We start from the raw sequence: 26,868 nt of genomic DNA on the forward strand, positions 1-26,868 counted from the left end.
CACACGACCTCCCGCACCCGGGCGGCGGCCGTCCCGCCACCCCGGGATTTTCCGCTGACCAGCGGCTGGACGGCTGGACGGGCGACTATTCGGCGACCTCTGTCCGCTCCCACCACTCGTACACGGTCAGCCGCCCTTCCGAGCTGTCCTCGTGGCGCGTGGTGGCCTTGAAGTGCTCGTAGCCGCCGTGGTGCGGAATCTTCAGTTCCTGTCCTGGCGGCGTGATCGGGACGATCTTCCCCTGCAGATCGTCCGGTCCGCCTTCCAGGCGTGCCTTGGTAGCCATGCCTCCAGTCTTGCCACCCCGGGGACGACCCGCACGTCCGGACTCGACCGCCGGGCCCGGACGGCTCAGCCGCCGGCGACTCCTAGCGCGTCCAGGAAGCCGAAGAGGTTGCCCCGGGTGCGCTCGATCTGCTGCTCCACCGTGAGGGACTCCTTCAGACGACCACCGGGGGCCGGGACCCTGATCCCGCGTACATAAAGGGAGCAGGCCAGGTCGGTGCACATGTACACACCGGCCGAGTTGCCCTCCCGGCCTGCGGGCCCCGCCTTGCGGGCGGTCATCAGGGAGACGCCGTCTCCCGGGTGGGTGGTCAGGCAGAGGGAGCACATACTGCGGTGCAGATAGCCGCGCTGCCGCGACGGAAAACGCAGGGACACCCCGACGATCCGGTCGTCCCGCTCGGCGACGAGATAGCTGCGATCAGGCGCAGCGGGATCCCGCCAGCCGAGGAAGTCCAGGTCGCCCCAGGGGCGCTCATCGAGATCACGGGGCACGGCCAGGCGCTTGACCTCACCCTTCGAACAATTGACGAATGCCGCTCGGATGTCCTGCTCAGTGAGTGCCTTCATGTCTGCGACGCTAGGTTTGCCTAGAGGGATTAGGCAAACGGTTAAGTGACCTAGGGAGACCGCGTATGGCCCGCGCCGGACTCAACACCGAACGCGTCGTGGCGGCCGCCGCCGACCTCGCGGACGAGACCGGATTCGACCACGTCACGATGTCCGCGCTGGCGCGCCGCCTCGGGGTGAAGGACGCCAGCCTCTACTCCCACCTCAGGAGCGCGGCAGACCTGCGCACCCGGGTGGCCCTCCTCGCCGCCCGCGACTTCGGCGACCACGTCACGGCGGCGGTCGCGGGGCGGGCGGGCAAGGACGCCCTGACCGCGTTCGCCGCCGCGTACCGCTCCTTCGCCCTGAAACACCCGGGCCGGTACGCGGCCACCCAGATCCCCCTCGCCCCGGAAGTCGTCGCCGGGTCCCCCGGACATCTGCGGATGAGCGAGGCCACCTACGCCATGCTGCGCGCGTACCGCCTCCCGGAGCCCGATCTCACCGACGCCGTACGGCTGTTGCGCAGCGCCTTCCACGGCCACAGCAGCATCGAGGCAAGCGGCGGCTTCCAGGCCGCCCGCGCAGTCCGGGCGTCATGGGACCGGAACATCGACGCGCTGCACTTCCTGCTGGAGCACTGGCCGCCGTCGGCCGCGCACGAGACCGGCCGCGGCTGACTGCCGCCGCTCACGCTGCCTCCGCGGTCTCGCACGTGCGGCAAGGGGGGCGCCGAGCGCTGTGCCACACCACTGCGCCCCGCACGGCCGGGTGTTCACGGAAGCCCCGCCCGGAACGACGAAGCGCCCCGACCGGTGAAACCGATCGAGGCGCTCCGCAACAGGTCGAAGGGGTCTCCCCCGGCCTGCGGTCGGTAGGCCGTGTGGGACTCGAACCCACAACCAACGGATTAAAAGTCCGCTGCTCTGCCAATTGAGCTAACGGCCCTCGACGCGTCATCACTGAGCATAGCCGGACCGCGGCGAGGATCCGATCGGGTATCGGCTCCCGGGCGTCGTCGCAGGTGCCGGGGCACCCGCCAATGAGGTCAGGACGGGCCGTTCCCCCGTGAACTTCCCGCCGGAGGTGGCCATCTCCGGGCTCGTGCCGATGACCACCAGTCAGCGCGGCGCCCGTACAAGAGCACGGGGTACGCGGCGTACCCGGCGTACGCGACGCGCACAAGAGCGATGGGCCCGGACACCACCGCTCTCACGGTGCTGTCCGGGCCCATCAGGCACAGAGCTGCTTGTCAGCCGCTTCGCCGATCAGCTGCGTCGCCGATCAGCCGTTGCGCTTCCAGCGCGGCTTGTCCTCGCGGCGGCCGCCGCCGAACGAGCCGGTGCCCGAACCGCGGTGGTCGTCACGGCGGCCGTGCGGGCGGTCGTGGCCGGCCGAGCGGAAGCCGCCGCCCGTCGCGGGGCGGTCGTCACGGCGGTCGCGGTTGAACGGACGGTCGCCGCTCCGGTGGTCACGGCGCTCGAAGGGGCGGCCACCACGGTCGTCGCGGCGGAAGCCGCCGCCCGTCGCGGGGCGGTCGTCACGGCGGTCGCGGTTGAACGGACGGTCGTTGTCGCGACGGAAGCCACCACGGTCGCCACCGCGGTCGCCGTCACGGCGGTCGTCACGACGGTCACGGTTGAACGGGCGGTCACCGTCACGGCGGTCGTCACGACGGTCGCGGTTGAACGGACGGTCGTTGTCACGACGGAAGCCACCACGGTCGCCACCGCGGTCGCCGTCACGGCGGTCACGGTTGAACGGACGGTCACCGTCACGGCGGTCGTCACGACGGTCACGGCGGTCGAAGTTGCCCCGGTCGTCGCGGCGGTCACGGCGCTCGTACGCGGGGCGCTCGTCCCGGGACTCGCGCTCCTCACGCTGCTCCGGCACCGAAGCCTTCGCTACCTCCGCGACGGCCTCGGCCTGCGCCGCCTCCGTCACCTCGGCGACCGCGGCCTCCGGGTCCTCACCCCGCTCGCGCGCGGCACGGGCCACCAGGCGGTCCGCCTCCTCGCGGAGTTCGTTGGCGCGACGCTGCACGCGCTCCAGGTCCTTGGTGAGCTGGGCGACCTCGCGCTCGGCCTGCTTGGCGGCGTTGTTCGCGGAGTCGGCCTGGACCTCGGTCAGCGAACGGGCACCGGTGATCTCGGCGACCTCCGGGTCGAAGGTGCCCGCACCGCCGACGATGTGGCGCGAGGCGTCGACGCCCGCGTCCTCCATGAGGCGGAAGATCTGGCGACGCTGGTGCGGCAGCGCCAGCGAGACGACCGTGCCGGACCGGCCCGCGCGGGCGGTACGGCCGGAGCGGTGCAGGTAGTCCTTGTGGTCCCCTGCGGGGTCCACGTTCAGCACCAGGTCGATGCCGTCCACGTGGATACCGCGGGCGGCGACGTCGGTGGCGACGAGCGCGTTGACGTAGCCGTCCTTGAAGTCGGCGAGGACGCGGGTACGGGCACCCTGCGTCATGCCGCCGTGCAGCGCGTCCGCCTTCACGCCCGCCTCGATTAGCTGCTCGGCGATACGGTCGGCGCCGAGCTGGGTGCGCACGAAGATGATCGTCCGGCCCTTGCGGGCGGCGATCGCGGCCGTGACCGGGGCCTTGTCCTTCGGCTTCACGACGAGGACGTGGTGCGTCATGGTCGTGACGTTGCCCTGGGCGCTGTCGACCTCGTGGCTGACCGGGTTGTTCAGGTAGCGCTTGACCAGCGTGCCGATCTCGTTCTCCATGGTGGCGGAGAAGAGCATGCGCTGGCCGCCCTGGGGCACCTGGTCGAGCAGCTCGGTGACCTCGGGCAGGAAGCCCAGGTCGGACATCTGGTCGGCCTCGTCGAGGACCGCGACCTGGACCTGCTCGAGGGAGCAGGCACCGCGGTTGATGATGTCCCGCAGTCGCCCCGGGGTGGCGACGAGGATGTCGACGCCGCGCTCGAGCGCGTAGATCTGGTTGCCCATGGACGTACCGCCGCAGACGACCTTGATCTTCAGGCCGAGGACGTCGCCGTAGGGCTGGAGCGCGTCCGCGACCTGCATCGCGAGCTCACGGGTCGGGGTGAGGATGACCGCGCGGGGCTTCTTCTTCTCGGTCTGGCCGCCGGCCAGCGTGGCCAGGGTCGGCAGGCCGAAGGAGAGCGTCTTGCCGGAGCCGGTACGACCACGGCCGAGGATGTCCTTGCCGGCCAGGGCGTCCGGGATGGTCGCGGCCTGGATCGGGAACGGGACGGTGACGCCGTTCTGGGCGAGCTTGCGGACCACGCCGTCGGGCAGGCCCAGGTCACCGAAGGTCACCTCGGGAGCGGCGGCCTCTGCGGTGTCGGCCGCGGTGTCGACCGCAGCGCCGTTCTCGTTCTCGAGATCGTTCTCGGGCAGGACGGCACGGTCAGAACTGGAAATGGACATGCGAAATGCGAAACCTTCCGGAGTCTCGGCACGCGCCCAAACTCCGTGATTCGCAATTCGACCGCCTCAATGCGGTCAGCCACGGCAAGGGAGAGTACGCGCCACACGCGGCGCGCTTCTGTGGTGGCGCCGGGCAAATGGGATCAAACGATCTACCACCATACGCACCCTCCCCCACCGAAAGCAAACCAGGTGGCTGCGGCCCTCGTCACACCCCGCCGCACGCCGCCACCACCACCCCGTCGCGCGCTCGTCTCACCCGGGGCCGAGCCGCGCCTCCGGCTCCGCGTACGGATCCGCATAGGGCCCGTCCGACCACGCGTCGGACGATTCCCGCAGCTCGCCCAGCTGCGTTTCCGCCGCAGGCGTCTCCGTCGGCGGATCAGTCGGCGGCTGCTCCGTAGGTCCGGGGTCCGTATCGGGTGGAGTCGGCTCCGCGGGCGTGGTCGGTTCCCCCGCCGGGGGGGTCGGATCCGTCGGCGGGTCGGGTTGGTCCGGCGCGCCGGTGGGCCCCTGTGGACCGGGGGTTCGCGGCGGGACCCCGCCGCGCCCGCCCCCGCTCGCGGCCGGGGGCCGCGCGGTGGGCGCAGCCGCGGACGCACTCGGGCCGCCGTCAGCCCCCGCGTCCTTGCCTTCGTGCTTGTTCCCGGTGTCCCCGGAGTGCCCGGCGCCACCCATGCCCGTACGGGAGCGCCCGCCGCCACCCGGCGCCGCGCCTCCACCGTCCGGCTCGGCATCGGCTCCGCGCGGCTGCGGGGCCTTCGACGGCGCCGCCGCTCCACCGTCATCGCCCACACTGACGCACCCCGCGGTGGTGGCCGCCGCGAGGACGGTGGCGAGCCATACGGCACAACGGCCAGGGGCGGACAACTGGCGCATGGGCGACACCTCCGGGACGCGGATCGCGGTCTGCCTGCCCAACTCCCCACGCCCCACGGGGGACACGCCCCCGCCCGGTCCTCCTACCGGACGAGCCCACCCGCCAGGCCCGCACCCAGCCACACCGCAACCAGTCCCACCAGCAGCGACGCACCCACGTTCGCAGCCGCCCACCGCGACCGCCCCCGTTCGACCAGCCGGAGCGTCTCGTACGAGAAGGTCGAATACGTCGTCAGCGCCCCGCAGAACCCGGTGCCGAGCAGCGCGTACACGCCCGATGAGCGCCCCTCGGCGGCCGACACCCCGGCGATCAGACCCAGCACCAGGCTCCCGGCGACGTTCACCGCCAAGGTCCCCCAGGGGAACTCCGAGCCGTGCCGCGCCTGCACCGCACGGTCCGTCAGATACCGCAGCGGCGCCCCGAAGGCCGCGCCGACCACCACCAGCAGCCAGTTCACCGCGCCACCGCGCCCGCTCCCAGCGCCCTGCGCGTCAGCGTGGCCGCCAGCCACACCGCGCCCAGCGCTCCGGCCAGCGTGGCAGCGGCGTATCCGGCTGCCATGAGCGCCTTCTGACGGTCCGCCAGCGTCGCGATGTCCAGCACATAGCTGGAGAAGGTGGTGTACCCGCCGAGCACCCCGACCCCCAGGAACGGCCTCGCCAGCGCCCAGGTGACCACCTTGTGCTCGCTGACCAGCACCATCAGCACGCCGATGAGTGCGCAGCCCGAAACGTTGACGGCAAGCGTCGCCCAGGGGGACGGCCAGGCGAGCGAGACCCCGTGGCGGCCGCACGCCCCGATGACCCCGCCCGCGGACACGGCGGCGAGCACCTTCCACTTCCCGGCACCGCTGGTCTCGGCACGCTGCGCGGGCTGGTGAAGGTCGACATCCGGGTCGACGGGCTCATCGGGAGCGGGATCGTGGTGGGAACCGGGGCCGTGTCCGTGACCACGACCGCGTTCAGGACCACGACCGCGTACGGGATCGAGGCTCATCCGTACCCCAGTGCGTGCAGTCGTTCGTCGTCGATACCGAAGTGATGGGCAATCTCATGGACCACGGTGACCTCGGTCTCGGCCACCACGTCCTCCCTCGACTCGCACATCCGCAGGGTCGGCCCCCGGTAAATGGTGATCCGGTCCGGCAGGACGCCTGCGTACCACTCACCGCGGTCGGTCAGGGGAGTGCCCTCATAGAGCCCGAGCAGCTCCGGGTCGTCCGCGGGCGGTTCGTCCTCGACGAACACCGCGACGTTGTCCATCAACCGCGTCAGCTCCGGGGGAATCCGGTCCAGGGCCTCGGCGACCAGTTCCTCGAACTCCTCGCGCGTCATCTCCAGCACCCGGCCATTGTCACGCAGCCGGTGGGTGCGGGGCACGCGGCATACCCGGCCCCGCACCTGGGCATACGGGACCAATGGCTCGCGCTCGTGAACGGCTCCGCGCCTTCGTCGCCCGTATCCCGCGCCCCGGCCGGCGCAGGAGCCGGCAAAGGCACCAGCTCCGCACCGGCCTTCTCCCCACTGACTCCGCAATCCACCCGTACGCCCGGGCACTCGGCCTGGTCACACTCGTGCTGGTCGGTGCCTGGCTCGGACTGCTGATCGTCGGGGCGGTCCGGGCACCCGTGGGGCCGATGGACACGACCATGACGCTGCGCCCGTCCCTCTCCGGCGGCACGAAGATCAACGTGTCGCCGCTGGGCGCCCTGGAGCTGGACTCCCATGCGGCGCCCATCCGCCTCGATGTCGACGTCGACCGTCTTGACCCCGTGCGTTCCCAGGCCCTTGTCGAGCACCCCGAGCGGCTGTCGGGCCTCCAGCAGGAGGTCGCCGATGACGTGCGGGACGGCTCCCGCGAGCTGGCCTGGCGGTCCTGCGTCGCCGTCGTGTCCGGCGCCACCGCCCTCGGCCTGGCCGTCTATCGCCGCCCGCGCCGCGCGCTGGCGGCGGGCGGGCTGGCGCTGGCGCTTCTCGCGGCGTCCGGCGCCAGCGCGTACGCCACCTGGAACCCGAAGTCGGTTCTCGAACCGAAGTTCTCCGGGCTGCTGAGCAGCGCACCCTCCGTCGTCGGCAACGCCCGTTCCATCGTCACCGAATTCGACGTCTACCAGAAGGAGTTGGCACGGCTGGTCACCAATGTCACCAAGCTGTACGACGCCACTTCCACGCTGCCCGTCTACCAGCCGGACCCCGGGACGGTCCGCGTGCTGCACGTGTCCGACATCCATCTCAACCCGGCGGCCTGGCACATCATCGGCTCACTGGTGGAGCAGTACAAGATCGACGTGATCATCGACTCCGGGGACACCATGGACCACGGCAGCACCGCCGAGAACGCCTTCCTCGACCCGATTCCCGACCTCGGCGCGCCCTACGTCTGGGTGCGCGGCAACCACGACTCGCCCGCCACCCAGCGCTACCTCCAGGGCCTCAAGAACGTGCACGTGCTCGACGAGGGCCGCGCGGTCACCGTCAGCGGTCTGCGGGTGGCGGGCACAGGCGATCCGCAGTTCACGCCCGACCGCACGACGGTGCCGGGCGGCGACCCGGCCGAGCGAATGGCCGGCATCCGTCTCGCCTCCGCCCTGCGTGACCAGCGGCGCGCGGGCACACCCGTCGACATCGCGGTCGCCCACAACCCGGTCGCGGCCCGCGAGACCGACGGCGTGGTCCCGCTCGCCCTGGCGGGTCATGTCCACCACCGCGAGAACGAGCAGCTCCCGCTCGGCACCCGCCTCAAGATCGAGGGCTCCACGGGCGGCGGTGGACTGCGCGCGGTCCAGAACGAGGAGCCGGAGCAGGTGCGCGCCTCCGTCCTCTACCTCGACCGCGGCACGCGCGCGCTCCAGGCCTGGGACGAGATCACCCTGGGCGGCCTGGGCCTGACGACGGCCGAGGTCAGCCGGCACCTGGTGGCCACCCCGCCCCCGCGATCCGGGCCTTCGTCACCCCCGCGCAGCCCGGCCCCGTAAACCGTTTTGGCGATAGCTCCCCGCATCCCATATGCTTCTCACGTCCCCGACGCGGTGCGAAGCGCCCACGGCGGGCCTCTTAGCCCTCATCGTCTAGTGGCCCAGGACGCCGCCCTTTCAAGGCGGTAGCACGGGTTCGAATCCCGTTGGGGGCACGCATCACCGTGTGCGAGACTTGCTCTCGCACAATGCATCACCTCTGGTCCTGTGGAGCAGTTTGGAGTGCTCGCCACCCTGTCAAGGTGGAGGCCGCGGGTTCAAATCCCGTCAGGACCGCTGCGGCTCGTCAGAGCCGCGTGGCTGGGTAGCTCAGTTGGTACGAGCGTCCGCCTGAAAAGCGGAAGGTCGCCGGTTCGACCCCGGCCCCAGCCACCGCAGCCCGTCAGGGCATGACATCCCCTCCGAAGTTCTTCGGGGGGGATGTTCTCGTTTTCGTTCCTCCTCGTTCGGGGCCGTCACGCACTCGGTCGTGCAGCCGCGCCGCGCCGGCCGCGCCGACGCCAGGCACGTACCGCGGGGACGGCCCCCGCGGCCAGCGCCATCAGGCCGACCAGGGCCCAGTCCGGTACCGCCTGGCCGACGCCGACCGCCCATTTCTCCAGCTCGTACGACAGGTCGACCGGAAGCAGACCGGGCAGTGCGGTCATCCCGTCGAAGAGGAGGAAGAGGCCGCCCAAGGTGATGAAGAACAGTCCGGACAGCACGGTTGTCGTATGCAGCCCGAGGCGGCCACCGGCGACAGGGATCGTGCGGCCGCGCAGCCATCCGCGCTCGCCGAGACGGCAGCGCTCCCACAGGAGCGCGAGCACGAAGAGCGGTACGGCCATGCCGAGGGCGTAGACGGCGAGCAGCAGGCCCCCGTAGGTGGGGCTGCCGCTGAGGGCAGCCACGGTGAGGACGCTCCCGAGGATCGGGCCCGCGCAGAAGCCGGCGAGTCCGTAGACCAGGCCGAGGGCGTAGACGGAGAGGGCGGTCGTGGGCCGGATACGGCCGCTGGCTTCGGCGAGCCGGCGCGGGGCGAAACCCCGGCCCAGGATCTGGGCCGCGCCGAGCGTGATGATCAGCCAGCCCCCGGCTGTGACCAGCAGCTCGCGGTGGCCGTAGAAGAGCCGCCCGGCGAACGATCCGGCGGCGCCGAGCGGCACCAGCGTGGTCGCCAGGCCCGCGTAGAAGACTCCGGTACGGGCGATGAGCCGGGTCGCGGTGTCGATCGAGTACGCGAAGAACGCCGGGAGCAGCAGGGCGCTGCACGGGCTGAGCAGAGCGAGCAGGCCGCCGATGAAGGCGGCGAGATAGCCGACGCCGGTCATCGGCCGGATTCCTGACGAGAAGCGGAGGATCCGGGCGTCACGAACGGGCTCGGTGCGGTCGCGCTCGGAGGAGCGGGGCTCGGGCCGTCCGGGCCCGCCGCCATCCCGGGGTCGGCGGACTCACGCGCCGCATCGGTCGCCGCGTCGATCGCCTCGGCGAAGGTCCCCTCCGACTGCGCCCCGGCGATCGGACGTCCGTTGACCAGGAACGACGGCGTGGAGGTCGCGCCCAGCGCATAAGCCTCCTCCTGGTCCCTGGCCACCGCCTGCCGGGCGGCCTCGCTGTCCGCGTCGCCCGTGAAACGGTCCAGGTCCTTCACACCCGCCTGCCGCGCGAGTTCCTTCAGCCGCTCCGCGCCGAAGCCCTGCTCCTTGGCCTCCGGGGCATACGCGGCGTCGTGGAACTGCCAGAAGCGGCCCTGCCGACCCGCCGCCCACGAGGCACGCGCCACGCTCTCCGACTCCTCGCCGAACACCGGGAAGTTGCGCCACTCGATGCGCAGGGTGCCGTCGTCGACGTACCGCTTCACCAGAGCGGGCTGGGTGTCGCGGGCGAACTTGGCGCAGTAGCCGCACTTGAAGTCTGCGTACTCGATCATCACCACGGGCGCGTCCGTCCGGCCGAGCGCCGCGGGGTCGCCGGGGGCGCGCCGGGCGAGCTTCTCCAGTTCGGGGTAGACACCGGACTCGGGTGCGGTGGACTCCGCCGTGATGTCGCCGGAGTCCGCCGATGGCGCCTCGGGGCGAGTGGCGGTGTACGAGACGACACCGAGCACCACCGCGACCGCGGCCACCCCGGCACCGAGCACCAAGGGCTTCAGGGAATCGGGCATGGCGGCGGGGTCCTCCGAGTCCGATACATCCGGTACATCCGGATTGATGTGATCGTCATCGTACGGGGCCGCACTCCGTGCACCCGGCAGCCGCCCGGGCGCCGCCGGGAAACCGTCGGAAATGGGTTCGCCACTCCGCTCACCCGGGTGCGATCCTGGATTCCGTATGTCTACTTCCTTCGCCGATCTCCAGACTCAGCTGGCCGAGATCTCGCTGCGCGACGCGCACCGGCTCGGGCGGCGACTCGAAGGCACCCGCCGTATCCGAAGCCCCGAAGCCCGGCAGACCGCGCTGGCCGAGATCGCGGCGGAGGTCGCCAGGTCCGCCGCCCTCATCGCCGAGCGCGCGGCACGGGTGCCCGGGGTGTCCTACCCCGAGCAGCTCCCGGTCAGTCAGAAGAAGGACACGATCCTCGAGGCGATACGGGACCACCAGGTCGTGATCGTCGCGGGTGAGACCGGTTCGGGAAAGACCACCCAGATCCCCAAGATCTGTCTGGAGCTGGGCCGCGGCGTGCGCGGAATGATCGGGCACACCCAGCCCCGCCGGATCGCGGCCCGCACGGTCGCCGAGCGGGTCGCCGAGGAGCTGCGCAGCCCGCTCGGCGAGGCGGTGGGCTGGAAGGTCAGGTTCACCGACCAGGTGAATCCGGACGCGACCTTCGTGAAGCTGATGACGGACGGCATCCTGCTCGCGGAGATCCAGACGGACCGCGAGCTGCGCGCCTACGACACGATCATCATCGACGAGGCCCACGAGCGGTCGCTGAACATCGACTTCCTGCTCGGGTATCTGGCCCGGCTGCTGCCGAGGCGCCCGGATCTCAAGGTGGTCATCACCTCCGCGACCATCGACCCCGAGCGCTTCTCGCGGCACTTCGGGGACGCCCCGATCGTGGAGGTCAGCGGTCGTACCTATCCGGTCGAGGTGCGCTACCGCCCCCTTCTCGACGGGGACGAGGAGAGTTCGGACGAGTCCGACCGCGACCAGATCACCGCGATCTGCGACGCGGCCGCCGAGCTGCAGAAGGAAGGTCCGGGCGACATCCTGGTCTTCCTCTCCGGTGAGCGCGAGATCCGCGACACCGCGGACGCACTGAACAAGAAGAACCTCCGCTTCACCGAGGTGCTCCCCCTCTACGCCCGTCTCTCGCACGCCGAGCAGCACCGTGTCTTCCAGCCGCACACCGGCCGCCGCATCGTCCTCGCCACGAACGTCGCCGAGACCTCGCTGACGGTGCCCGGCATCAAGTACGTGATCGACCCGGGTACTGCCCGCATCTCCCGGTACAGCCATCGCACCAAGGTCCAGCGCCTGCCCATCGAGGCCATCAGCCAGGCCAGCGCCAACCAGCGCAAGGGCCGCTGCGGCCGTACGTCCGACGGCGTCTGCATCCGGCTGTACAGCGAGGAAGACTTCCTGTCCCGGCCGGAGTTCACCGACGCGGAGATCCTGCGTACCAATCTGGCGTCCGTCATCCTCCAGATGACCGCGGCGGGACTCGGGGACATCGAGAAGTTCCCCTTCATCGACCCTCCGGACCACCGCAACATCCGCGACGGTGTGCAGTTGCTCCAGGAGCTGGGCGCGCTGGACCCGGCGCAGAAGGACCCGAAGAAGCGGCTGACGCAGCTGGGCCGCAAGCTGGCCCAGCTGCCGGTCGACCCCCGGCTGGCCCGGATGGTCCTCGAGGCCGACAAGAACGGCTGTGTCCGCGAGGTCATGGTGATCGCCGCCGCGCTCTCCATCCAGGACCCGCGCGAGCGCCCATCCGACAAGCAGGCGCAGGCCGACCAGCAGCACGCCCGCTTCAAGGACGAGACCAGCGACTTCCTCGCCTTCCTCAACCTCTGGCGCTATGTGCGCGAGCAGCAGAAGGAGCGCGGCTCGTCCAGCTTCCGCCGCATGTGCAAGCAGGAGTACCTGAACTTCCTGCGGATCCGTGAGTGGCAGGACATCTACGCCCAGCTGCGCACCGTCGCCAAGCAGATGGGCATCCACCTCAACGAGGACGACGCGCCGGAGCAGTCCGTGCATGTCTCGCTGCTCGCCGGACTCCTGTCCCACATCGGGATGAAGGACATCAAGGACGGCTCGAAGAACGAGTATCTGGGCGCCCGCAGCGCCAAGTTCGCCGTCTTCCCGGGCTCCGCGCTCTTCAAGAAGCCGCCGCGTTTCGTGATGTCCGCCGAGCTGGTCGAGACCTCGCGGCTGTGGGCCCGGGTCAACGCCAGGATCGAGCCCGAGTGGATCGAACCGCTCGCAGGACATCTGATCAAGCGCACCTACAGCGAGCCGCACTGGGAGAAGGACCAGGCGGCGGTGATGGCGTACGAGAAGGTCACGCTGTACGGCGTGCCGATCGTCGCCCAGCGCAAGGTGAACTACGGCCGGATCGACCCGGAGACGAGCCGGGAGCTGTTCATCCGCCACGCCCTCGTCGAGGGCGACTGGCGCACGCACCACAAGTTCTACGCGGACAACCGCAGGCTCCTCACCGAGGTGGAGGAGCTTGAGCACCGGGCCCGCCGCCGCGACATCCTCGTGGACGACGAGACGCTTTTCGACTTCTACGACCAGCGGGTGCCCGAGCATGTGGTGTCCGGCGCCCATTTCGACTCCTGGTGGAAGCACGAGCGCCGTGAGCAGCCGGAGCTGCTCGACTTCGAGCGCGAGATGCTCATCAACGAGAAGGCCGGGGCGGTCACCAAGGACGACTACCCCGACTCATGGCGGCAGGGGCAGCTCAAGTTCCGGGTCACGTACCAGTTCGAACCGGGAACGGACGCCGACGGTGTCACCGTCCACATCCCGCTCCAGGTGCTCAACCAGGTGACGGACGAGGGCTTCGACTGGCAGATCCCGGGTCTGCGCGAAGAGGTCGTCACCGAGCTGATCCGTTCCCTGCCGAAGCCGGTCCGCCGCCACTACGTGCCCGCTCCGAACTTCGCCAGGGCCTTCCTGGAGAGGGCCGTGCCCTTGCAGGAGCCGCTGCCGGTGACGCTGGCGCGGGAGCTGCAGCGCATGGTCGGTGTGCCTGTCACGGCCGACGACTTCGAGATCGCCAGGGTCCCCGACCATCTGAAGATCACTTTCCGGATCGTCGACGAGCGCCGCCGCAGCCTCGCCGAGGACAAGGACCTGGAAGCCCTGCGGCTCCGGCTGAGGCCCAAGGCCCGGCAGGCGCTCTCCCAGGCCGCCGCGGCCACGGCCGAGCGCTCGGGTGGCACCTCGATCGAGCGCACGGGTCTGAAGGACTGGACGTTCGGGACGCTCCCGAAGGTCTTCGAGACCCGTCGCGCCGGCCAGCCCGTCAAGGCCTTCCCGGCCCTGGTGGACGCCGGCGAGAGCGTGTCCGTACGGCTCTTCGACACCGAGGCCGAACAGGCGCAGGCGATGTGGCAGGGCACCCGCCGGCTGATCATGCTGAACATCCCGGTCAATCCGGCGAAGTTCGCCTCCGAGCGGCTGACCAACCAGCAGAAGCTCGCGCTCTCGCGCAATCCGCACGGCTCCATCCAGGCCCTGTTCGACGACTGCGCCGCCGCTGCGGCGGACCGGCTGATCGCCGAGCGCGGCGGTCCGGCCTGGGACGAGGAGGCGTTCCGGAAGCTGTTCGACTCGGTGCGGGCCGACCTCGTGGACACGACCGTGCGGACCGTGGACCAGGTGGGGCAGATCCTGGCCGCCTGGCAGGCCTGTGAGCGGCGTCTCAAGGCCACCAACAGCCTGACCCTGATCAACAACGTCCAGGACGTACGGGAGCAGCTGGCCGGCCTCGTGCCCGCGGGCTTCGTCACCCGTACGGGGCTGCGGAGGCTTGCCGACCTGATGCGCTATCTGGTCGCGGTGGACCGACGGCTCCAGCAGATGCCGACCTCCGTGCAGCGGGACACCACGCGCATGGCGAAGGTCCACGAGATGCAGGACGAGTACGCCTGGCTGCTTGAGCAGCTGCCCAAGGGGCGGCCCGTGCCCCAGGAGGTGCTGGACATCCGCTGGATGATCGAGGAGCTGCGGGTGAGCTACTTCGCGCACGCGCTGGGCACGGCGTACCCCGTTTCGGACAAGCGCATCGTCAAGGCAATCGACGCGGCGGCACCGTGACATGGCCGTTGCCATGAGTGAGTTCGACCGGACCCTCTGACCTGCTGTAGAGTCTCTCTCGCAGCCAAGGAGTGAACGGCTGCGAAACCTGGTCCTGTGGAGCAGTTTGGAGTGCTCGCCACCCTGTCAAGGTGGAGGCCGCGGGTTCAAATCCCGTCAGGACCGCAGCAATCAGAAGGCCCGGCACCCTCAGGTGCCGGGCCTTCTGGCGTTTCGCGGCCCACCGCCCGCAGCCCCTGCCGGACCTCGCGGGCCCCCATGGCGCCTTCTGCCGTATTGACGGGGCCACTTGCCACCGGTACCCAGGCATGACAGGGGCACGCGGCCCCGGACCGCGGAGGTGGCGCATGGCGGCATCCACAGCGAGGCACGAGACCCGGGCGCTGCTGCGCGCCCACCTGGCGGCCGCCTCCGGCTACCGGCACCTGACCCGGCACTGTCCCGTCTGTCACCGGCTGCTGCGCCTCGCGATGGAGCCCACCGGGCCCCAGGAGGCCGGCACGGACGCAGACGAGGACGGACAGGAGACCCCCCACGCCATGTGACGGGAGTCACCGAACGGGTTTTGCCAACGGGTGGACTTATGCGTCCCCTACAACGGGCGGATTTAATATGTGCAATTGCACGGCCTGCCGACGGGATTTCCCGCCCACAAAAAAGATCGCGCTGGACCCGGCGGAGTCCAGCGCGATCGACGACGAAGTCCTGTTGGGGCAGGCGCCCGCCGTGTCGAGCTCAGTGTGGGCTGCGGGGTTGGGGGCCCCGGCTATGCCCGGCTTGCGGGGTGTCAGGCCTCGCTGCGCTGCTGCGGAATACCCGCCAGCAGTGCGCGGACCTCTGCCTCGCGGTACCGGCGATGTCCACCAAGCGTGCGGATGGACGTGAGCTTGCCAGCCTTGGCCCAGCGCGTGACCGTCTTCGGGTCCACGCGGAACATCGTGGCGACCTCAGCCGGGGTCAGCAGCGGCTCGGCATCAGGGGTGCGAGCGGTCATGAGCGGCCTCCTCGGGAGAACCGAACCTTCTCGGTTCTTTCCTCTAAATTCTGCACCTTGACCCGCGTTGCCCGAAATGGCGGACGCGGGCCGAGTCGGTTATAGGACGAACGGCTTGTCCTCGGCACTACAACTACACCATCTGTCCAGCCACGTCGGCCAAACCGATGGAATTGCCCTCTCAGGTGTTCATCAGCGGCGGAAGCCGATGGACCATGGCATAACGGACAGTCACGTCACAGTGACGATCAGTCACAGAGCGATCAGGAGTCATCAGACCCCCCATAGCGTGCAATGCAGAGAAATCCATCCTTTTACGGATGGAAGGAACCCTCCCCGGACTCCTTGTCCTATTTTGGCACGAGGGTGGGTGATGGACGCAAGGGACGACTTAGTGCTGTCCGTCACCCTTGGCAGTCTTGGCACCCTTGGCGGTCTTGGGAACCTTGCGAGTCTTGCCGGTCTTGTGAGTCTTGCCGCTCTTGCGGGTCTTCACACCCTTGGAGCGTTTGCACCGCTTGCCCCGGAAGTTCTGATAGGTGCCCGCATCTGTGGTTTTGCACGGCTATAGGGGGCCGCCGGGGCGTCAGTTCGCGAACTGACGATCCCGGACCGCCCTCCACCGCTCCGAGAGCCGGCCGTACGCCACCTCCGCGCCCTCATCGTCTCCGGCCCGCAGCGCGGCGATCCCCTCGGCGACATCCGCCGCCGAACGATCACCGGCGAGCTGCTCCGGGGACAGGGCGTGGACGAGCCCGCCGTAGTCGAGCTCGACCAGGGAGCGCGGGTGGAACTCTTCCAACCACCGCCCCACATCCACCAGCCCCTCCGTGAGCGGGCCCTCGTCGACTGTCTCCCTCAGGGTCTTCAGGGCGCGCGCGAGCCTGCGGCGCGCCTGCACCATCGGCGTCCGGTAGCGCATCACCGGCGGCTCGCCCGACGCCTCGCCCGGCTCGTACTCCCGCTCCTCGTCCGCGAACAGGGAGAACCAGCGCACCGGCACCTGCCACACCGCCGTCCTGATCCACGGCCGTGCGTCGGGATGGCCCTCGCGCCAAGCCTCGTAGTCCGCGGTGGCCTGACCGCGGAGCACCGGCGGCATGACGGCGTCCAGCACCGGCGCGGGGAACATCTCCGGCAGCTCCATCAGTGCCAGCCAGCCCCGCAGCCGGGTCCGCCAGGGGCAGACGCAGACCACCCCGTCCACCTCCGTCACAAAGGCGTCGGGGCTCTCGTGCACCGGAACCGGCACGGGCGGGGTGGGCAGCAAGTCGGCGAGCGAGCGTCGCAGTTCGTCCTGGGCTGTGGGGGTACGGCCGCTGCGGGTGTAGCGCGCCCAGTGGCCCCGTTCGGGCTCGGGGAACGCCGCCAGGGGCTCGTACACCCGCAGGTAGGCGGCGTACGGGACGAGCACAGAGGTGACGGCCGGCATGTCGCAGATCCTTCCACGCTCGTACACGGACGTACTCCGGGAGAGGGTGATCCTCGGCACTGGGTCGGATCTACGCACCCGTAGGACTTACTCTCTTGCCCAACCGGTCCCTCCCCCACCCATCCCCGGCCACAAGCACAGGGGGCGGCCAGGGAAGGGCCCACCATCGCCGCTTCGTACTTGGGAGTCACCACCGTGACCGATGTAACCGGCGCCCCTGTCGACGTACTGCACACCCTGTTCCGGTCGGACCAGGGCGGCCACGAGCAAGTCGTGCTGTGCCAGGACCGTGCCAGTGGCCTGAAGGCCGTTATCGCCATCCACTCGACCGCCCTGGGCCCCGCCCTCGGCGGTACGCGCTTCTACCCCTACGCCAGCGAGGACGAGGCCGTCGCCGACGCGCTGAACCTCTCGCGCGGGATGTCGTACAAGAACGCCATGGCCGGTCTCGACCACGGTGGCGGCAAGGCCGTGATCATAGGCGACCCCGAGCGGATCAAGACCGAGGAGCTGCTCCTCGCGTACGGGCGCTTCGTCGCCTCGCTCGGCGGCCGCTACGTCACGGCCTGCGACGTCGGCACGTATGTCGCCGACATGGACGTCGTGGCCCGGACGAACCAGTGGACCACCGGCCGCTCCCCGGAGAACGGCGGCGCCGGCGACTCCTCCGTCCTCACCGCGTACGGCGTCTTCCAGGGCATGCGCGCCTCCGCGCAGCACCAGTGGGGCGACCCGACCCTGCGGGGGCGCAAGGTGGGCGTCGCGGGCGTCGGCAAGGTCGGCCACTATCTGGTCGGACATCTGGTCCAGGACGGCGCCGACGTCGTCGTCACCGATGTGCGGGACGAGTCGCTGCGCCGGATCACCGAGATGTTCCCGCAGGTCACGGTGGTCAAGGACACCGACGCCCTGATCCGTACCGAGGGCCTGGACATCTACGCCCCGTGCGCGCTCGGCGGGGCGCTGAACGACGAGACCGTGCCCGTGCTCACGGCGACGGTGGTGTGCGGCGCGGCCAACAACCAGCTCGCGCACCCGGGTGTCGAGAAGGATCTGGCCGACCGCCACATCCTCTACGCCCCCGACTACGTGGTGAACGCCGGCGGCGTGATCCAGGTCGCCGACGAGCTGCACGGCTTCGACTTCGACCGCTGCAAGACCAAGGCCGCCAAGATCTTCGACACCACACTGGCGATATTCGCACGTGCGAAGGCAGACGGTATTCCGCCGGCCGCGGCGGCCGACCGGATCGCCGAGCAGCGGATGGCGGAGGCGCGCCGCGCGTAGCGCTGCGTCCGGCTCGCGCCGAGCGGTTGACACCTCGCGGAACGATCGCGGGGGCAGCCGCCCGCACGGTCGCCGCCGACCGGCGAGAGAAGACTCACGCCGGTCGGCGGGTCGACCGCCGAGAACGGGTTAAAATCACTGTTGACCAGCGAGTACGGGGCGTCTCGCGGGTTCTGCGAGTTGGCGCGTCATGCGGGCGGCGTACCGTATGGCCGCGGAAGCAGGTACCGTTGAAGCTCTACGGACCGGTCTCTCTGAGGAGAGCCCGTTCCGAATCATGAACGCGTGTCAAGACTCTGGGGCCGTCGAGCCCCGTCACCGAGGGGGTCGAGCCATGGGGCGCGGCCGGGCCAAGGCCAAGCAGACGAAGGTCGCCCGCCAGCTGAAGTACAACAGCGGCGGGACTGACCTGTCGCGTCTGGCCAACGAGCTGGGCGCATCGACTTCGAGTCCGATTTCGAGCCAGCCGCCGAACGGTGAGCCGTTCGAGGATGACGAGGAAGACGACGACCCGTACGCCCGCTACGCGGAGCTGTACGACGACGACGATGACGAAGACGAGGACGAGGACGAGTCCGGTCCCTCATCGCAGCGCCGCGGCGCTTGACCTCACACGGAAACCCGGTCCGGGGCTCGTCCCCGGACCGGGTTTCCGTGCTGTTCGCGCTTTCACGCCGTTCGGGCCGGTCACGCAGCCGCGTGACCGGCGTCGTCAGCTCGCGTAGTCGCCCACCAGTGCGGCGCCCGTGGTGTGCTCACCGCGCTCCGTGACCGTGCCGGCGACCCAGGCGTCCACGCCGCGGTCGGCGAGGGTCGTCAGCGCCACGTCGACCGATTCCCCGGGCACGATGGCGATCATGCCGACGCCCATGTTCAGCGTCTTCTCCAGTTCAAGCCGCTCGACCTGACCCGCGCTGCCGACCAGCCCGAAGACCGGGGCGGGCGCCCAGGTCGACCGGTCGACGACCGCGTGCAGGCCGTCCGGGACCACCCGGGCCAGATTGGCCGCGAGACCGCCGCCCGTGATGTGGCTGAAGGCGTGCACCTCGGTGGTACGCGCCAACGCCAGGCAGTCCAGGGAGTAGATCTTGGTGGGCTCGAGCAGCTCTTCGCCGAGGGTGCGGCCGAACTCCGGTACCTCCCGGTCGAGCGTCCAGCCCGCCCGGTCGAAGACCACGTGCCGGACGAGCGAGTACCCGTTCGAGTGAAGGCCGGAGGATGCCATGGCGATCACCGCGTCCCCCGTACGGATACGATCCGCTCCCAGCAGCCGGTCCGCCTCGACGACACCCGTGCCCGCGCCGGCGACATCGAAGTCGTCGGGCCCGAGCAGACCGGGGTGCTCGGCGGTCTCGCCGCCGACCAGCGCGCAGCCGGCGAGGACACAGCCCTCGGCGATGCCCTTGACGATCGCGGCCACGCGCTCGGGGTGGACCTTGCCGACGCAGATGTAGTCGGTCATGAACAGCGGCTCGGCGCCGCAGACGACGATGTCGTCCATCACCATGGCGACCAGGTCATGGCCGATGCTGTCGTAGACACCCATCTGGCGGGCCAGATCGACCTTGGTGCCGACGCCGTCGGTGGCGGAAGCCAGCAGCGGGCGCTCGTAGCGCTTGAGGGCGGAGGCGTCGAAGAGGCCGGCGAAGCCGCCGATGCCACCGAGCACCTCGGGGCGCCGGGCCTTCCTGACCCACTCCTTCATCAGATCGACGGCGCGGTCACCGGCCTCGATGTCGACGCCCGCGGCGGCGTAGGAAGCACCTGTCTCAGACATTGCCTGGGATCTTTCGGTTGGATGGGGATGCCTGGTGAGCCCGCGTGGGGCCGGCCTGGTCGGGGACGTCAGCGCCCTGAGGGCCAAGGGGCCTTCAGGGACGGCGCAGGGCGTCGGCGGCGTCGGCGCCGCCCGCCAGCTCGGTCTCCAGAAGCTGCTTGCCGAGGAGTTCGGGGTCGGGCAGCTCCATCGGGTACTCGCCGTCGAAGCAGGCACGGCAGAGGTTCGGCTTGTCGATCGTGGTCGCCTCGATCATGCCGTCGAGGGAGATGTACGACAGCGAGTCGGCGCCGAGCGAGGCACCGATCTCGTCGATGGTCATCCCGTTGGCGATGAGCTCGGCGCGTGTCGCGAAGTCGATGCCGAAGAAGCAGGGCCACTTGACGGGCGGCGAGGAGATCCGCACATGCACCTCGGCCGCGCCGGCCTCGCGGAGCATCCGGACCAGCGCGCGCTGGGTGTTGCCGCGGACGATCGAGTCGTCCACGACCACCAGGCGCTTGCCCTGGATGACCTCCTTGAGCGGGTTCAGCTTGAGGCGGATGCCGAGCTGGCGGATGGTCTGGGACGGCTGGATGAAGGTCCGGCCGACGTAGGCGTTCTTCACGAGACCCGCGCCGTAGGGGATCCCGGAGGCCTCGGCGTAACCGATGGCGGCCGGGGTGCCGGACTCGGGCGTCGCTATCACCAGGTCGGCGTCGGCGGGCGCCTCCTTGGCCAGGCGGCGGCCCATCTCGACCCGGGACAGATAGACGTTGCGCCCGGCGATCTCGGTGTCGGGGCGGGCCAGGTAGACGTACTCGAAGACACAGCCCTTGGGCTTCGCTTCCGCGAATCGCGAGGTGCGGAGGCCCTGCTCGTCGATCGCGATCATCTCGCCCGGCTCGATCTCGCGGACGAAGCTCGCACCGCAGATGTCGAGGGCCGCGGTCTCGGACGCGACCACCCAGCCGCGCTCGAGACGGCCCAGGACGAGCGGGCGGATGCCCTGCGGGTCGCGGGCGGCGTAGAGGGTGTGCTCGTCCATGAAGACGAGGGAGAAGGCACCCCGGACCTCCGGGAGCACCTTCGCGGCTGCCTGCTCGACGGTGAGCGGCTCGCCCTTGTCGTCGGTCTGCCCGGCGAGCAGCGCGGTGACGAGGTCGGTGTCGTTGGTAGCGGCGACCTGGGTGGCACGGCCGTCCCTGCGGGGCAGGTCCGCGACCATCTCGGCGAGCTGCGCCGTGTTGACCAGATTGCCGTTGTGACCGAGCGCGATGGAGCCGTTCGCGGTGGCCCGGAAGGTCGGCTGCGCGTTCTCCCACACGGACGCGCCGGTGGTCGAGTAGCGGGCGTGTCCGACCGCGATATGCCCCCTGAGGGAGCCGAGGGAGGTCTCGTCGAAGACCTGGGACACGAGGCCCATGTCCTTGAAGACGAGGATCTGGGAGCCGTTGCTGACCGCGATACCCGCGGATTCCTGGCCCCGGTGCTGGAGGGCGTAGAGCCCGAAGTACGAGAGCTTAGCGACCTCTTCACCCGGAGCCCAGACACCGAAGACGCCGCATGCGTCCTGGGGGCCCTTCTCGCCGGGGAGCAGGTCGTGGTTGAGTCGTCCGTCACCACGTGGCACGGCACCGAGTGTAGGCGAGATCGACCACCGGTCCGAATTGGGTACGGGGCACATAGGCCTGCCCGGTACTCGTAGATTCGCACGAAAGCCGCTCAATAGAGCCTTTGGGCGGTCCTACGGGGGGCGTTTGCGGGAGTCGCGGCGTGCCGCATGTCACTCGCCGTACTCCTCCGGCGGGCCGTCAGCCGGGCCCAGGTGGCCGCGAAGCGATCGCCGGCCGGATCGTCAGGGCGCTGTCGCGGAGACTCCCTTGCCGCTGCCCTCACCGGTGGTGCCGGTGAGGCTCAGGCTCCGGTGGTCGAGCTCGTACGAGACCGTTCCCTGGAGCACCTTGCCGAGCTCGCCTTCCAGGGTCATCTGCGGCGGCGCGCACATCCTGCGCGTGGTGGCGAGCCTGCCGAAGGTGATCGTGGATCCGGACGCCGACACCTTCGCCGTGCCGCTGAAGGTGTTGCAGCCGAGACTGCCCCGCACCGAACCGTCCTTGCCGAGCACGAGGTACGCCCGCTTCTCCGTACCAGCCGGCAGTGAGGCGGCCCGGTCGCCCGTGAGCAGGGAGGTGACGGTCCACTTGGTGCCCACGAGAGGGGCGGGCTGCTGCTCGGTCAGGGCGATGGTGTCGCCCTTCTCCGTGGTCAGGGTGAGAGTCCGGTCCGAGCGCTTCGCCTTGAGCTCACCAGAGAACGTCTCGCTCATGGTGCGCTCGAAGGCGTCGACGTCCTTGGCACAGCCCATCTCGGTCCGCTCTGCCTGACCGACGGTGACGGTTTCGCCGTCGACGGTGGCATCGGCGCCGAAGTGGTTGCAGCCGAAGTTGCCCTCGGCGCGGCCCTTGGTGCCGATCAGGACATGAGCGCCTTCGGGGGCGGCCGTCTTCTTGCCGTCAACGGTCACGCTGTCGACGGACCAGTGCACACCGGTGAAGGACGCCGCGGGCCGCACGTCGGATGCGCCTGCGCTGCCCGGCCCCTGCTCAGTACCGCAGGCGGTCAGCGTGAGGACGGCGGTCAGGGTCAGCACGGCCGTACCGGGAACGATCAGCTTGGTTCGCATGTCGGTCCGACGGTACAGCTGTGACAGCGGTTCCCTCAGGCAAGAAGGGGCAGCAGCCCGGAAATGTCGGCACGTTCCCCGCTGGCGGTCACCCGGGCGGCGGCGAGCGCCTCGTCCCAGCCGGTACGGCCCGTCGCCAGCCGGATCCAGGTGAGCGGGTCGGTCTCGACCACATTGGGCGGCGTCCCCCTGGTGTGCCGGGGGCCCTCGACACACTGCACCACCGTGTACGGCGGGATCCGCACCTCGACCGAGCCGCCCGGGGCCTTCACGGCGAGCGTGTCCGCGAGGAGCCGTACGCAGGCGGCGAGGGCCTGCCGTTCGAGGGGGATGTCACGGCCGGTCGCGGCGTTCAGGTCATCGGTGTGGACGATCAGTTCCACGGCACGCGTGACCAGGTGGTCGCCGAGCCGCATCGCACCCCGCCGCGTGGCGATCGGCCGGTCGTCGGTGTTGACCTCGAGGGTGTCCGAGAGAGCCCTGGCGGTCCGGTCGTACAGCTCGCCGATGGCCTCGGCGGTGGTGCCCGGGAGGGCGGTGCTCTCGAGCGCGGAAGCGGTCTCGCGGGTGCTCTCGTCGATCGCCGCCGCCTGTTCGACCGTGCGCATCGGCCAGTCGAGCAGGGCGAAGTCCTGCTTCGGCGGCTCCGGGAGGGCGGCGGCACCCGCCACCGCTCCGGTGGCCAGCGCGATATGCACGGCGAGGTCGCGCACGGTCCAGGTCCCGAGCCTGGTCGGCGCCGCCAGCTCCTCGGGGGAGAGCGTCACCACCGCCTGCCTTACATGACCGAGCTGCGCGAGCACCGCGGCGCGGATCTTGGCGTGGTCGTAGCTGCGGGTGCGTCTCCTGGCCGGTGGCATGGCGTGAGGCTAGCCCAACCCGGCTCGGCCCAACTCGGCGCGGGGATACGCCACAGAACGGTCGTCGCGGCATATGAGGGCTCTCACCAGGACCTCGTCCCGGTGAGAGCCCTCGTACTCGTGCTCAGGCGAACAGACCCGGAATGGTCTCCTCGTGCGCCGTGCGCAGCTCGCTCAGCGGAATGCCGAACTCGCCCTGCACCTCCACCGCCTCCCCGTCGACCACGCCGATCCGGGTCGCGGGCAGACCTCGCGCCCCGCACATGTCCGTGAAGCGGAGCTCCTCGCTGCGTGGGACGGAGACGACCGCACGGCCCGCCGACTCGCTGAAGAGGAACGTGAACGCGTCGAGCCCGTCGGGCACGATCAGCCGCGCACCCGTACCGCCGCGCAGGCAGGACTCGGTGACCGCCTGGATCAGACCGCCGTCGGACAGGTCGTGCGCCGCGTCGACCATGCCGTCACGGGACGCCGAGATCAGGATCTCGGCCAGCAGCCGCTCCCGCTCCAGGTCGACCTTGGGCGGCAGTCCGCCGAGATGACCGTGGACCACCTGCGACCAGGCTGAACCGCCGAACTCCTCGCGGGTGTCACCCAGCAGGTAGAGCAGCTGACCCTCCTCGGCGAACGCCATCGGCGTACGGCGCGTCACGTCGTCGATCACGCCCAGCACCGCCACGACCGGCGTCGGGTGGATCGCCGTCTCGCCCGTCTGGTTGTAGAGCGAGACATTGCCACCGGTCACCGGGGTGCCGAGGGTCTGGCAGGCGTCCGCGAGCCCCCGGGTGGCCTCGGCGAACTGCCACATCACGGCCGGGTCCTCGGGCGAGCCGAAGTTCAGGCAGTCCGAGACCGCCAGCGGCTTGGCGCCGGTCGCGGCGACATTGCGGTACGCCTCGGCCAGCGCGAGCTGCGCGCCCGCGTACGGGTCGAGCTTCGCGTACCGGCCGTTGCCGTCCGTCGCGACCGCGACACCGAGGTTGGTGTCCGGGTCGATCCGCACCATGCCGGAGTCCTCGGGCTGGGAGAGCACGGTGTTGCCCTGCACGAAGCGGTCGTACTGGTCCGTGATCCAGGACTTCGAGGCCTGGTTCGGGGACGAGACGAGACTCAGGACCTGCTCACGCAGCTCCTCGCCGCCGGCCGGGCGCGGCAGCCTGCCCGCGTCGTCGGCCTGGAGGTCGTCCTGCCAGTCGGGGCGGGCGTACGGACGCTCGTACACCGGGCCCTCGTGGGCGACCGTGCGCGGCGGCACGTCCACGATCTGCTCGCCGTGCCAGAAGATCTCGAGCCGCTCGCCGTCGGTCACCTCACCGATCACGGTGGCGATGACATCCCACTTCTCACAGATCTCCATGAAGCGGTCGACGTACCGCGGCTCCACGATCGCGCACATACGCTCCTGCGACTCGCTCATGAGGATCTCCTCGGGCGAGAGGGTCGCGTCACGCAGCGGCACGGTGTCGAGCTCGACCCGCATACCGCCCGAACCGGCGCTCGCCAGCTCGGAGGTGGCGCAGGACAGGCCCGCGCCGCCGAGGTCCTGAATACCGGCGACCAGCTTCTCCTTGAAGACTTCCAGGGTGCACTCGATGAGGAGCTTCTCCTGGAAGGGGTCGCCCACCTGGACGGCGGGGCGCTTGGCCGGCTTCGTGTCGTCGAAGGTCTCGGAGGCGAGCACGGACACGCCGCCGATGCCGTCGCCGCCGGTGCGGGCGCCGTAGAGGATCACCTTGTTGCCCGCTCCGGAGGCCTTCGCAAGGTGGATGTCCTCGTGCTTCATCACACCCACGCACAGGGCGTTGACCAGCGGGTTTCCCTGGTAGCAGGGGTCGAATACGACCTCGCCGCCGATGTTCGGCAGGCCCAGGCAGTTGCCGTAGCCGCCGATGCCCGCGACGACACCCGGCAGGACGCGCTTGGTGTCGGTGTGGAGGGCGGAGCCGAAACGCAGCGGGTCCATCACGGCCACGGGCCGGGCACCCATGGCGAGGATGTCGCGGACGATGCCGCCGACGCCGGTGGCCGCGCCCTGGTAGGGCTCGATATAGCTGGGGTGGTTGTGCGACTCGACCTTGAAGGTGACCGCGTATCCCTGACCGACGTCCACGACGCCCGCGTTCTCGCCGATGCCGACGAGCAGGGCGTCGTTCTCGGGCGCCTTGTCGCCGAACTGGCGCAGATGGACCTTGCTGCTCTTGTACGAGCAGTGCTCGGACCACATCACGGAGTACATCGCCAGCTCGGCGCCGGTCGGGCGGCGGCCGAGGATCTCGCGGATCCGCGTGTACTCGTCCTCCTTGAGGCCTAGCTCCTTCCAGGGCTGCTCGGTCTCGGGCGTCTCGGCGGCGTGCTTGACGGTGTCGAGGGTCATGCGGCAACCAGCTTCTTGATGATCGAAGTGAAGAAACCGAGGCCGTCCGTGCCGCCGGTGCCGATCAGCGGCTCCACGGCGTGCTCGGGGTGCGGCATCAGACCGACGACGTTGCCCGCGGCGTTGGTGATGCCCGCGATGTCGCGCAGCGAGCCGTTCGGGTTCCGGTCCAGGTAGCGGAACGCGACCCGGCCCTCGGCCTCCAGCTCGTCGAGCGTGCGCTCGTCGGCGACGTACCGGCCGTCCATGTTCTTCAGCGGGACGGAGATCTCCTGGCCCTGCTCGTAGTCGGCGGTCCAGGCGGTCTCCGCGTTCTCCACGCGCAGCTTCTGGTCGCGGCAGATGAAGTGGAGATGGTTGTTCCGCAGCATCGCGCCCGGCAGCAGATGGGCCTCGGTGAGGATCTGGAAGCCGTTGCAGATACCGAGGACCGGCAGCCCGGCCTTCGCCCCGTCGATGAGGGACTCCATCACCGGCGAGAACCGGGAGATGGCGCCCGCGCGCAGATAGTCCCCGTAGGAGAAGCCGCCCGCGAGGACGACCGCGTCGACCTGCTTGAGGTCCTTGTCGCGATGCCACAGCGACACGGGCTCCGCGCCCGCGAGGCGGACGGCGCGCAGTGCGTCCTGGTCGTCGAGCGTGCCGGGGAAGGTGACGACTCCGATACGAACGGTCACGACTCGACCTTTACGACGAAGTCCTCGATGACGGTGTTGGCGAGGAACGTTTCGGCCATCTCGTGGATACGGGCGAGGGCGGCGTCATCGACCGGCCCCTCCACCTCGAGCTCGAAACGCTTCCCCTGACGGACGTCCGCGATCCCCTCGAAGCCCAGGCGGGGCAGTGCACGCTGCACAGCCTGGCCCTGCGGGTCGAGGATCTCCGGCTTGAGCATGACGTCGACTACGACGCGTGCCACTGGCACTCCCGGTGGTGTGGTGCTGAAGGCGGTTCCCTCAGCGTACCCGCCCCGAAAATCTACGCGCATAGATATGCAGAGAAAACGCGAGGAAGGCACAGAGAAGGCGCAGAGAAGTCCGGCAGGAAATCCGAAGGAAAACGGGTTGGCCCCATTGTGGATGACACGCTGAAGCAATTGTCAGGGCTTCACAATGCGACACCGGCGGCTGTACAAAGGAAT

Annotated in this window: 24 protein-coding genes and 5 tRNA genes; 10 read left to right on the forward strand and 19 right to left on the reverse strand. The window is 70.0% G+C overall.

Annotation, left to right across the window (positions count from 1 at the left end; translation table 11 throughout):
• Window positions 1-85: 85 nt before the first annotated feature.
• Both ABZ532_RS09925 and ABZ532_RS09930 read right to left on the reverse strand, forming a co-directional pair.
• Complete coding sequence (locus ABZ532_RS09925) at window positions 86-286, reverse strand: DUF5988 family protein (RefSeq protein ID WP_361280827.1); 201 nt, start codon at window positions 284-286, stop codon at window positions 86-88.
• A 65-nt stretch (window positions 287-351) separates the two neighbouring features.
• A complete protein-coding gene (locus ABZ532_RS09930) occupies window positions 352-855 on the reverse strand; it encodes an FBP domain-containing protein (protein WP_361280828.1) in 504 nt (167 codons plus the stop codon).
• A gap of 65 nt (window positions 856-920) precedes the next feature.
• On the opposite strand from ABZ532_RS09930, the gene ABZ532_RS09935 reads away from it, so the two are divergent.
• Window positions 921-1,514: a TetR-like C-terminal domain-containing protein gene (locus tag ABZ532_RS09935; RefSeq protein ID WP_361280829.1), complete on the forward strand. Its 594-nt coding sequence runs from the start codon at window positions 921-923 to the stop codon at window positions 1,512-1,514.
• A 195-nt stretch (window positions 1,515-1,709) separates the two neighbouring features.
• Here ABZ532_RS09935 and ABZ532_RS09940 read toward each other — a convergent pair.
• The 6 genes from ABZ532_RS09940 to ABZ532_RS09965 all read right to left on the reverse strand — a co-directional run bounded on the left by ABZ532_RS09940 (window position 1,710) and on the right by ABZ532_RS09965 (window position 6,456).
• Window positions 1,710-1,782: transfer RNA gene (locus tag ABZ532_RS09940), tRNA-Lys, on the reverse strand.
• A gap of 336 nt (window positions 1,783-2,118) precedes the next feature.
• The gene (locus tag ABZ532_RS09945) at window positions 2,119-4,233 is read right to left on the reverse strand and encodes a DEAD/DEAH box helicase (protein WP_361280830.1); all 2,115 of its coding nucleotides are present in this window, start codon (window positions 4,231-4,233) and stop codon (window positions 2,119-2,121) included.
• A 255-nt stretch (window positions 4,234-4,488) separates the two neighbouring features.
• Window positions 4,489-5,112, reverse strand: a complete 624-nt coding sequence (locus tag ABZ532_RS09950; protein WP_361280832.1) for a hypothetical protein — start codon at window positions 5,110-5,112, stop codon at window positions 4,489-4,491.
• An 83-nt stretch (window positions 5,113-5,195) separates the two neighbouring features.
• A complete protein-coding gene (crcB, locus tag ABZ532_RS09955; RefSeq protein ID WP_361280833.1) occupies window positions 5,196-5,570 on the reverse strand; it encodes a fluoride efflux transporter CrcB in 375 nt (124 codons plus the stop codon).
• Complete coding sequence (locus tag ABZ532_RS09960; protein WP_361280834.1) at window positions 5,567-6,109, reverse strand: CrcB family protein; 543 nt, start codon at window positions 6,107-6,109, stop codon at window positions 5,567-5,569. The genes crcB and ABZ532_RS09960 overlap by 4 nt, the downstream gene beginning before the upstream one ends.
• Window positions 6,106-6,456 carry a metallopeptidase family protein gene (locus ABZ532_RS09965; protein ID WP_361280836.1) on the reverse strand — a complete coding sequence of 117 codons (351 nt, stop codon included), beginning with the start codon at window positions 6,454-6,456 and terminating at the stop codon, window positions 6,106-6,108. The genes ABZ532_RS09960 and ABZ532_RS09965 overlap by 4 nt, the downstream gene beginning before the upstream one ends.
• A 74-nt stretch (window positions 6,457-6,530) precedes the next feature.
• Between ABZ532_RS09965 and ABZ532_RS09970 the strand changes: the two genes are divergently transcribed.
• The 4 genes from ABZ532_RS09970 (at window position 6,531) to ABZ532_RS09985 (ending at window position 8,459) form a co-directional block, all read left to right on the forward strand.
• Window positions 6,531-8,087, forward strand: a complete 1,557-nt coding sequence (locus tag ABZ532_RS09970) for a metallophosphoesterase (RefSeq protein ID WP_361280837.1) — start codon at window positions 6,531-6,533, stop codon at window positions 8,085-8,087.
• 82 nt (window positions 8,088-8,169) lie between these two features.
• A tRNA-Glu gene (locus ABZ532_RS09975) sits at window positions 8,170-8,242 on the forward strand.
• A gap of 46 nt (window positions 8,243-8,288) precedes the next feature.
• Window positions 8,289-8,363: transfer RNA gene (locus ABZ532_RS09980), tRNA-Asp, on the forward strand.
• A gap of 22 nt (window positions 8,364-8,385) precedes the next feature.
• Window positions 8,386-8,459 (forward strand) — tRNA-Phe (locus ABZ532_RS09985).
• An 83-nt stretch (window positions 8,460-8,542) separates the two neighbouring features.
• Here the strand turns inward: ABZ532_RS09985 and ABZ532_RS09990 are convergent.
• Window positions 8,543-9,397 carry a cytochrome c biogenesis CcdA family protein gene (locus ABZ532_RS09990; RefSeq protein WP_361280838.1) on the reverse strand — a complete coding sequence of 285 codons (855 nt, stop codon included), beginning with the start codon at window positions 9,395-9,397 and terminating at the stop codon, window positions 8,543-8,545.
• The gene (locus ABZ532_RS09995) at window positions 9,394-10,230 is read right to left on the reverse strand and encodes a DsbA family protein (protein ID WP_361280839.1); all 837 of its coding nucleotides are present in this window, start codon (window positions 10,228-10,230) and stop codon (window positions 9,394-9,396) included. The genes ABZ532_RS09990 and ABZ532_RS09995 overlap by 4 nt, the downstream gene beginning before the upstream one ends.
• 166 nt (window positions 10,231-10,396) lie before the next feature.
• Here ABZ532_RS09995 and hrpA point away from each other — a divergent pair, with 166 nt between their 5' ends.
• From hrpA to ABZ532_RS10010, 3 genes are all read left to right on the forward strand, one after another.
• A complete protein-coding gene (gene hrpA, locus ABZ532_RS10000; RefSeq protein WP_361280840.1) occupies window positions 10,397-14,338 on the forward strand; it encodes an ATP-dependent RNA helicase HrpA in 3,942 nt (1,313 codons plus the stop codon).
• Between the two features lie 90 nt (window positions 14,339-14,428).
• Window positions 14,429-14,503: transfer RNA gene (locus ABZ532_RS10005), tRNA-Asp, on the forward strand.
• 182 nt (window positions 14,504-14,685) lie between these two features.
• Entirely contained in the window at window positions 14,686-14,883 is a 198-nt protein-coding gene (locus tag ABZ532_RS10010; RefSeq protein WP_361280841.1) for a DUF6274 family protein, read from the forward strand.
• A gap of 242 nt (window positions 14,884-15,125) precedes the next feature.
• On the opposite strand, the gene bldC is transcribed toward ABZ532_RS10010, so the two are convergent.
• Both bldC and ABZ532_RS10020 read right to left on the reverse strand, forming a co-directional pair.
• Window positions 15,126-15,332 carry a developmental transcriptional regulator BldC gene (gene bldC, locus ABZ532_RS10015; RefSeq protein ID WP_003949541.1) on the reverse strand — a complete coding sequence of 69 codons (207 nt, stop codon included), beginning with the start codon at window positions 15,330-15,332 and terminating at the stop codon, window positions 15,126-15,128.
• 586 nt (window positions 15,333-15,918) lie between these two features.
• Window positions 15,919-16,764, reverse strand: a complete 846-nt coding sequence (locus ABZ532_RS10020) for a hypothetical protein (RefSeq protein WP_361280843.1) — start codon at window positions 16,762-16,764, stop codon at window positions 15,919-15,921.
• A 195-nt stretch (window positions 16,765-16,959) separates the two neighbouring features.
• On the opposite strand from ABZ532_RS10020, the gene ABZ532_RS10025 reads away from it, so the two are divergent.
• Window positions 16,960-18,051, forward strand: a complete 1,092-nt coding sequence (locus tag ABZ532_RS10025; RefSeq protein ID WP_361280844.1) for a Glu/Leu/Phe/Val dehydrogenase dimerization domain-containing protein — start codon at window positions 16,960-16,962, stop codon at window positions 18,049-18,051.
• 334 nt (window positions 18,052-18,385) lie between these two features.
• Window positions 18,386-18,658: a DUF3073 domain-containing protein gene (locus ABZ532_RS10030; protein WP_361280845.1), complete on the forward strand. Its 273-nt coding sequence runs from the start codon at window positions 18,386-18,388 to the stop codon at window positions 18,656-18,658.
• Window positions 18,659-18,763: 105 nt separating this feature from the next.
• On the opposite strand, the gene purM is transcribed toward ABZ532_RS10030, so the two are convergent.
• The 7 genes from purM to purS form a co-directional block, all read right to left on the reverse strand.
• A complete protein-coding gene (purM, locus tag ABZ532_RS10035; RefSeq protein WP_361280846.1) occupies window positions 18,764-19,828 on the reverse strand; it encodes a phosphoribosylformylglycinamidine cyclo-ligase in 1,065 nt (354 codons plus the stop codon).
• A gap of 94 nt (window positions 19,829-19,922) precedes the next feature.
• The gene (gene purF, locus ABZ532_RS10040; protein WP_361280847.1) at window positions 19,923-21,440 is read right to left on the reverse strand and encodes an amidophosphoribosyltransferase; all 1,518 of its coding nucleotides are present in this window, start codon (window positions 21,438-21,440) and stop codon (window positions 19,923-19,925) included.
• 225 nt (window positions 21,441-21,665) lie between these two features.
• Window positions 21,666-22,493, reverse strand: coding sequence for an META domain-containing protein (locus ABZ532_RS10045; protein ID WP_361280848.1), 828 nt, complete (start codon window positions 22,491-22,493; stop codon window positions 21,666-21,668).
• 35 nt (window positions 22,494-22,528) lie between these two features.
• A complete protein-coding gene (locus tag ABZ532_RS10050; RefSeq protein ID WP_361280849.1) occupies window positions 22,529-23,353 on the reverse strand; it encodes a sterol carrier family protein in 825 nt (274 codons plus the stop codon).
• Window positions 23,354-23,477: 124 nt separating this feature from the next.
• On the reverse strand, window positions 23,478-25,727 hold the full coding sequence (gene purL / locus ABZ532_RS10055) for a phosphoribosylformylglycinamidine synthase subunit PurL (protein WP_361280850.1): 2,250 nt from the start codon (window positions 25,725-25,727) through the stop codon (window positions 23,478-23,480).
• A complete protein-coding gene (gene purQ / locus ABZ532_RS10060; RefSeq protein ID WP_361280851.1) occupies window positions 25,724-26,404 on the reverse strand; it encodes a phosphoribosylformylglycinamidine synthase subunit PurQ in 681 nt (226 codons plus the stop codon). The genes purL and purQ overlap by 4 nt, the downstream gene beginning before the upstream one ends.
• The gene (purS, locus tag ABZ532_RS10065; RefSeq protein ID WP_266379892.1) at window positions 26,401-26,646 is read right to left on the reverse strand and encodes a phosphoribosylformylglycinamidine synthase subunit PurS; all 246 of its coding nucleotides are present in this window, start codon (window positions 26,644-26,646) and stop codon (window positions 26,401-26,403) included. The genes purQ and purS overlap by 4 nt, the downstream gene beginning before the upstream one ends.
• Window positions 26,647-26,868 lie beyond the last annotated feature (222 nt).

This window comes from Streptomyces sp. NPDC019396 (assembly GCF_040632375.1).
In the GTDB taxonomy this organism is placed as follows: Bacteria; Actinomycetota; Actinomycetes; order Streptomycetales; family Streptomycetaceae; genus Streptomyces.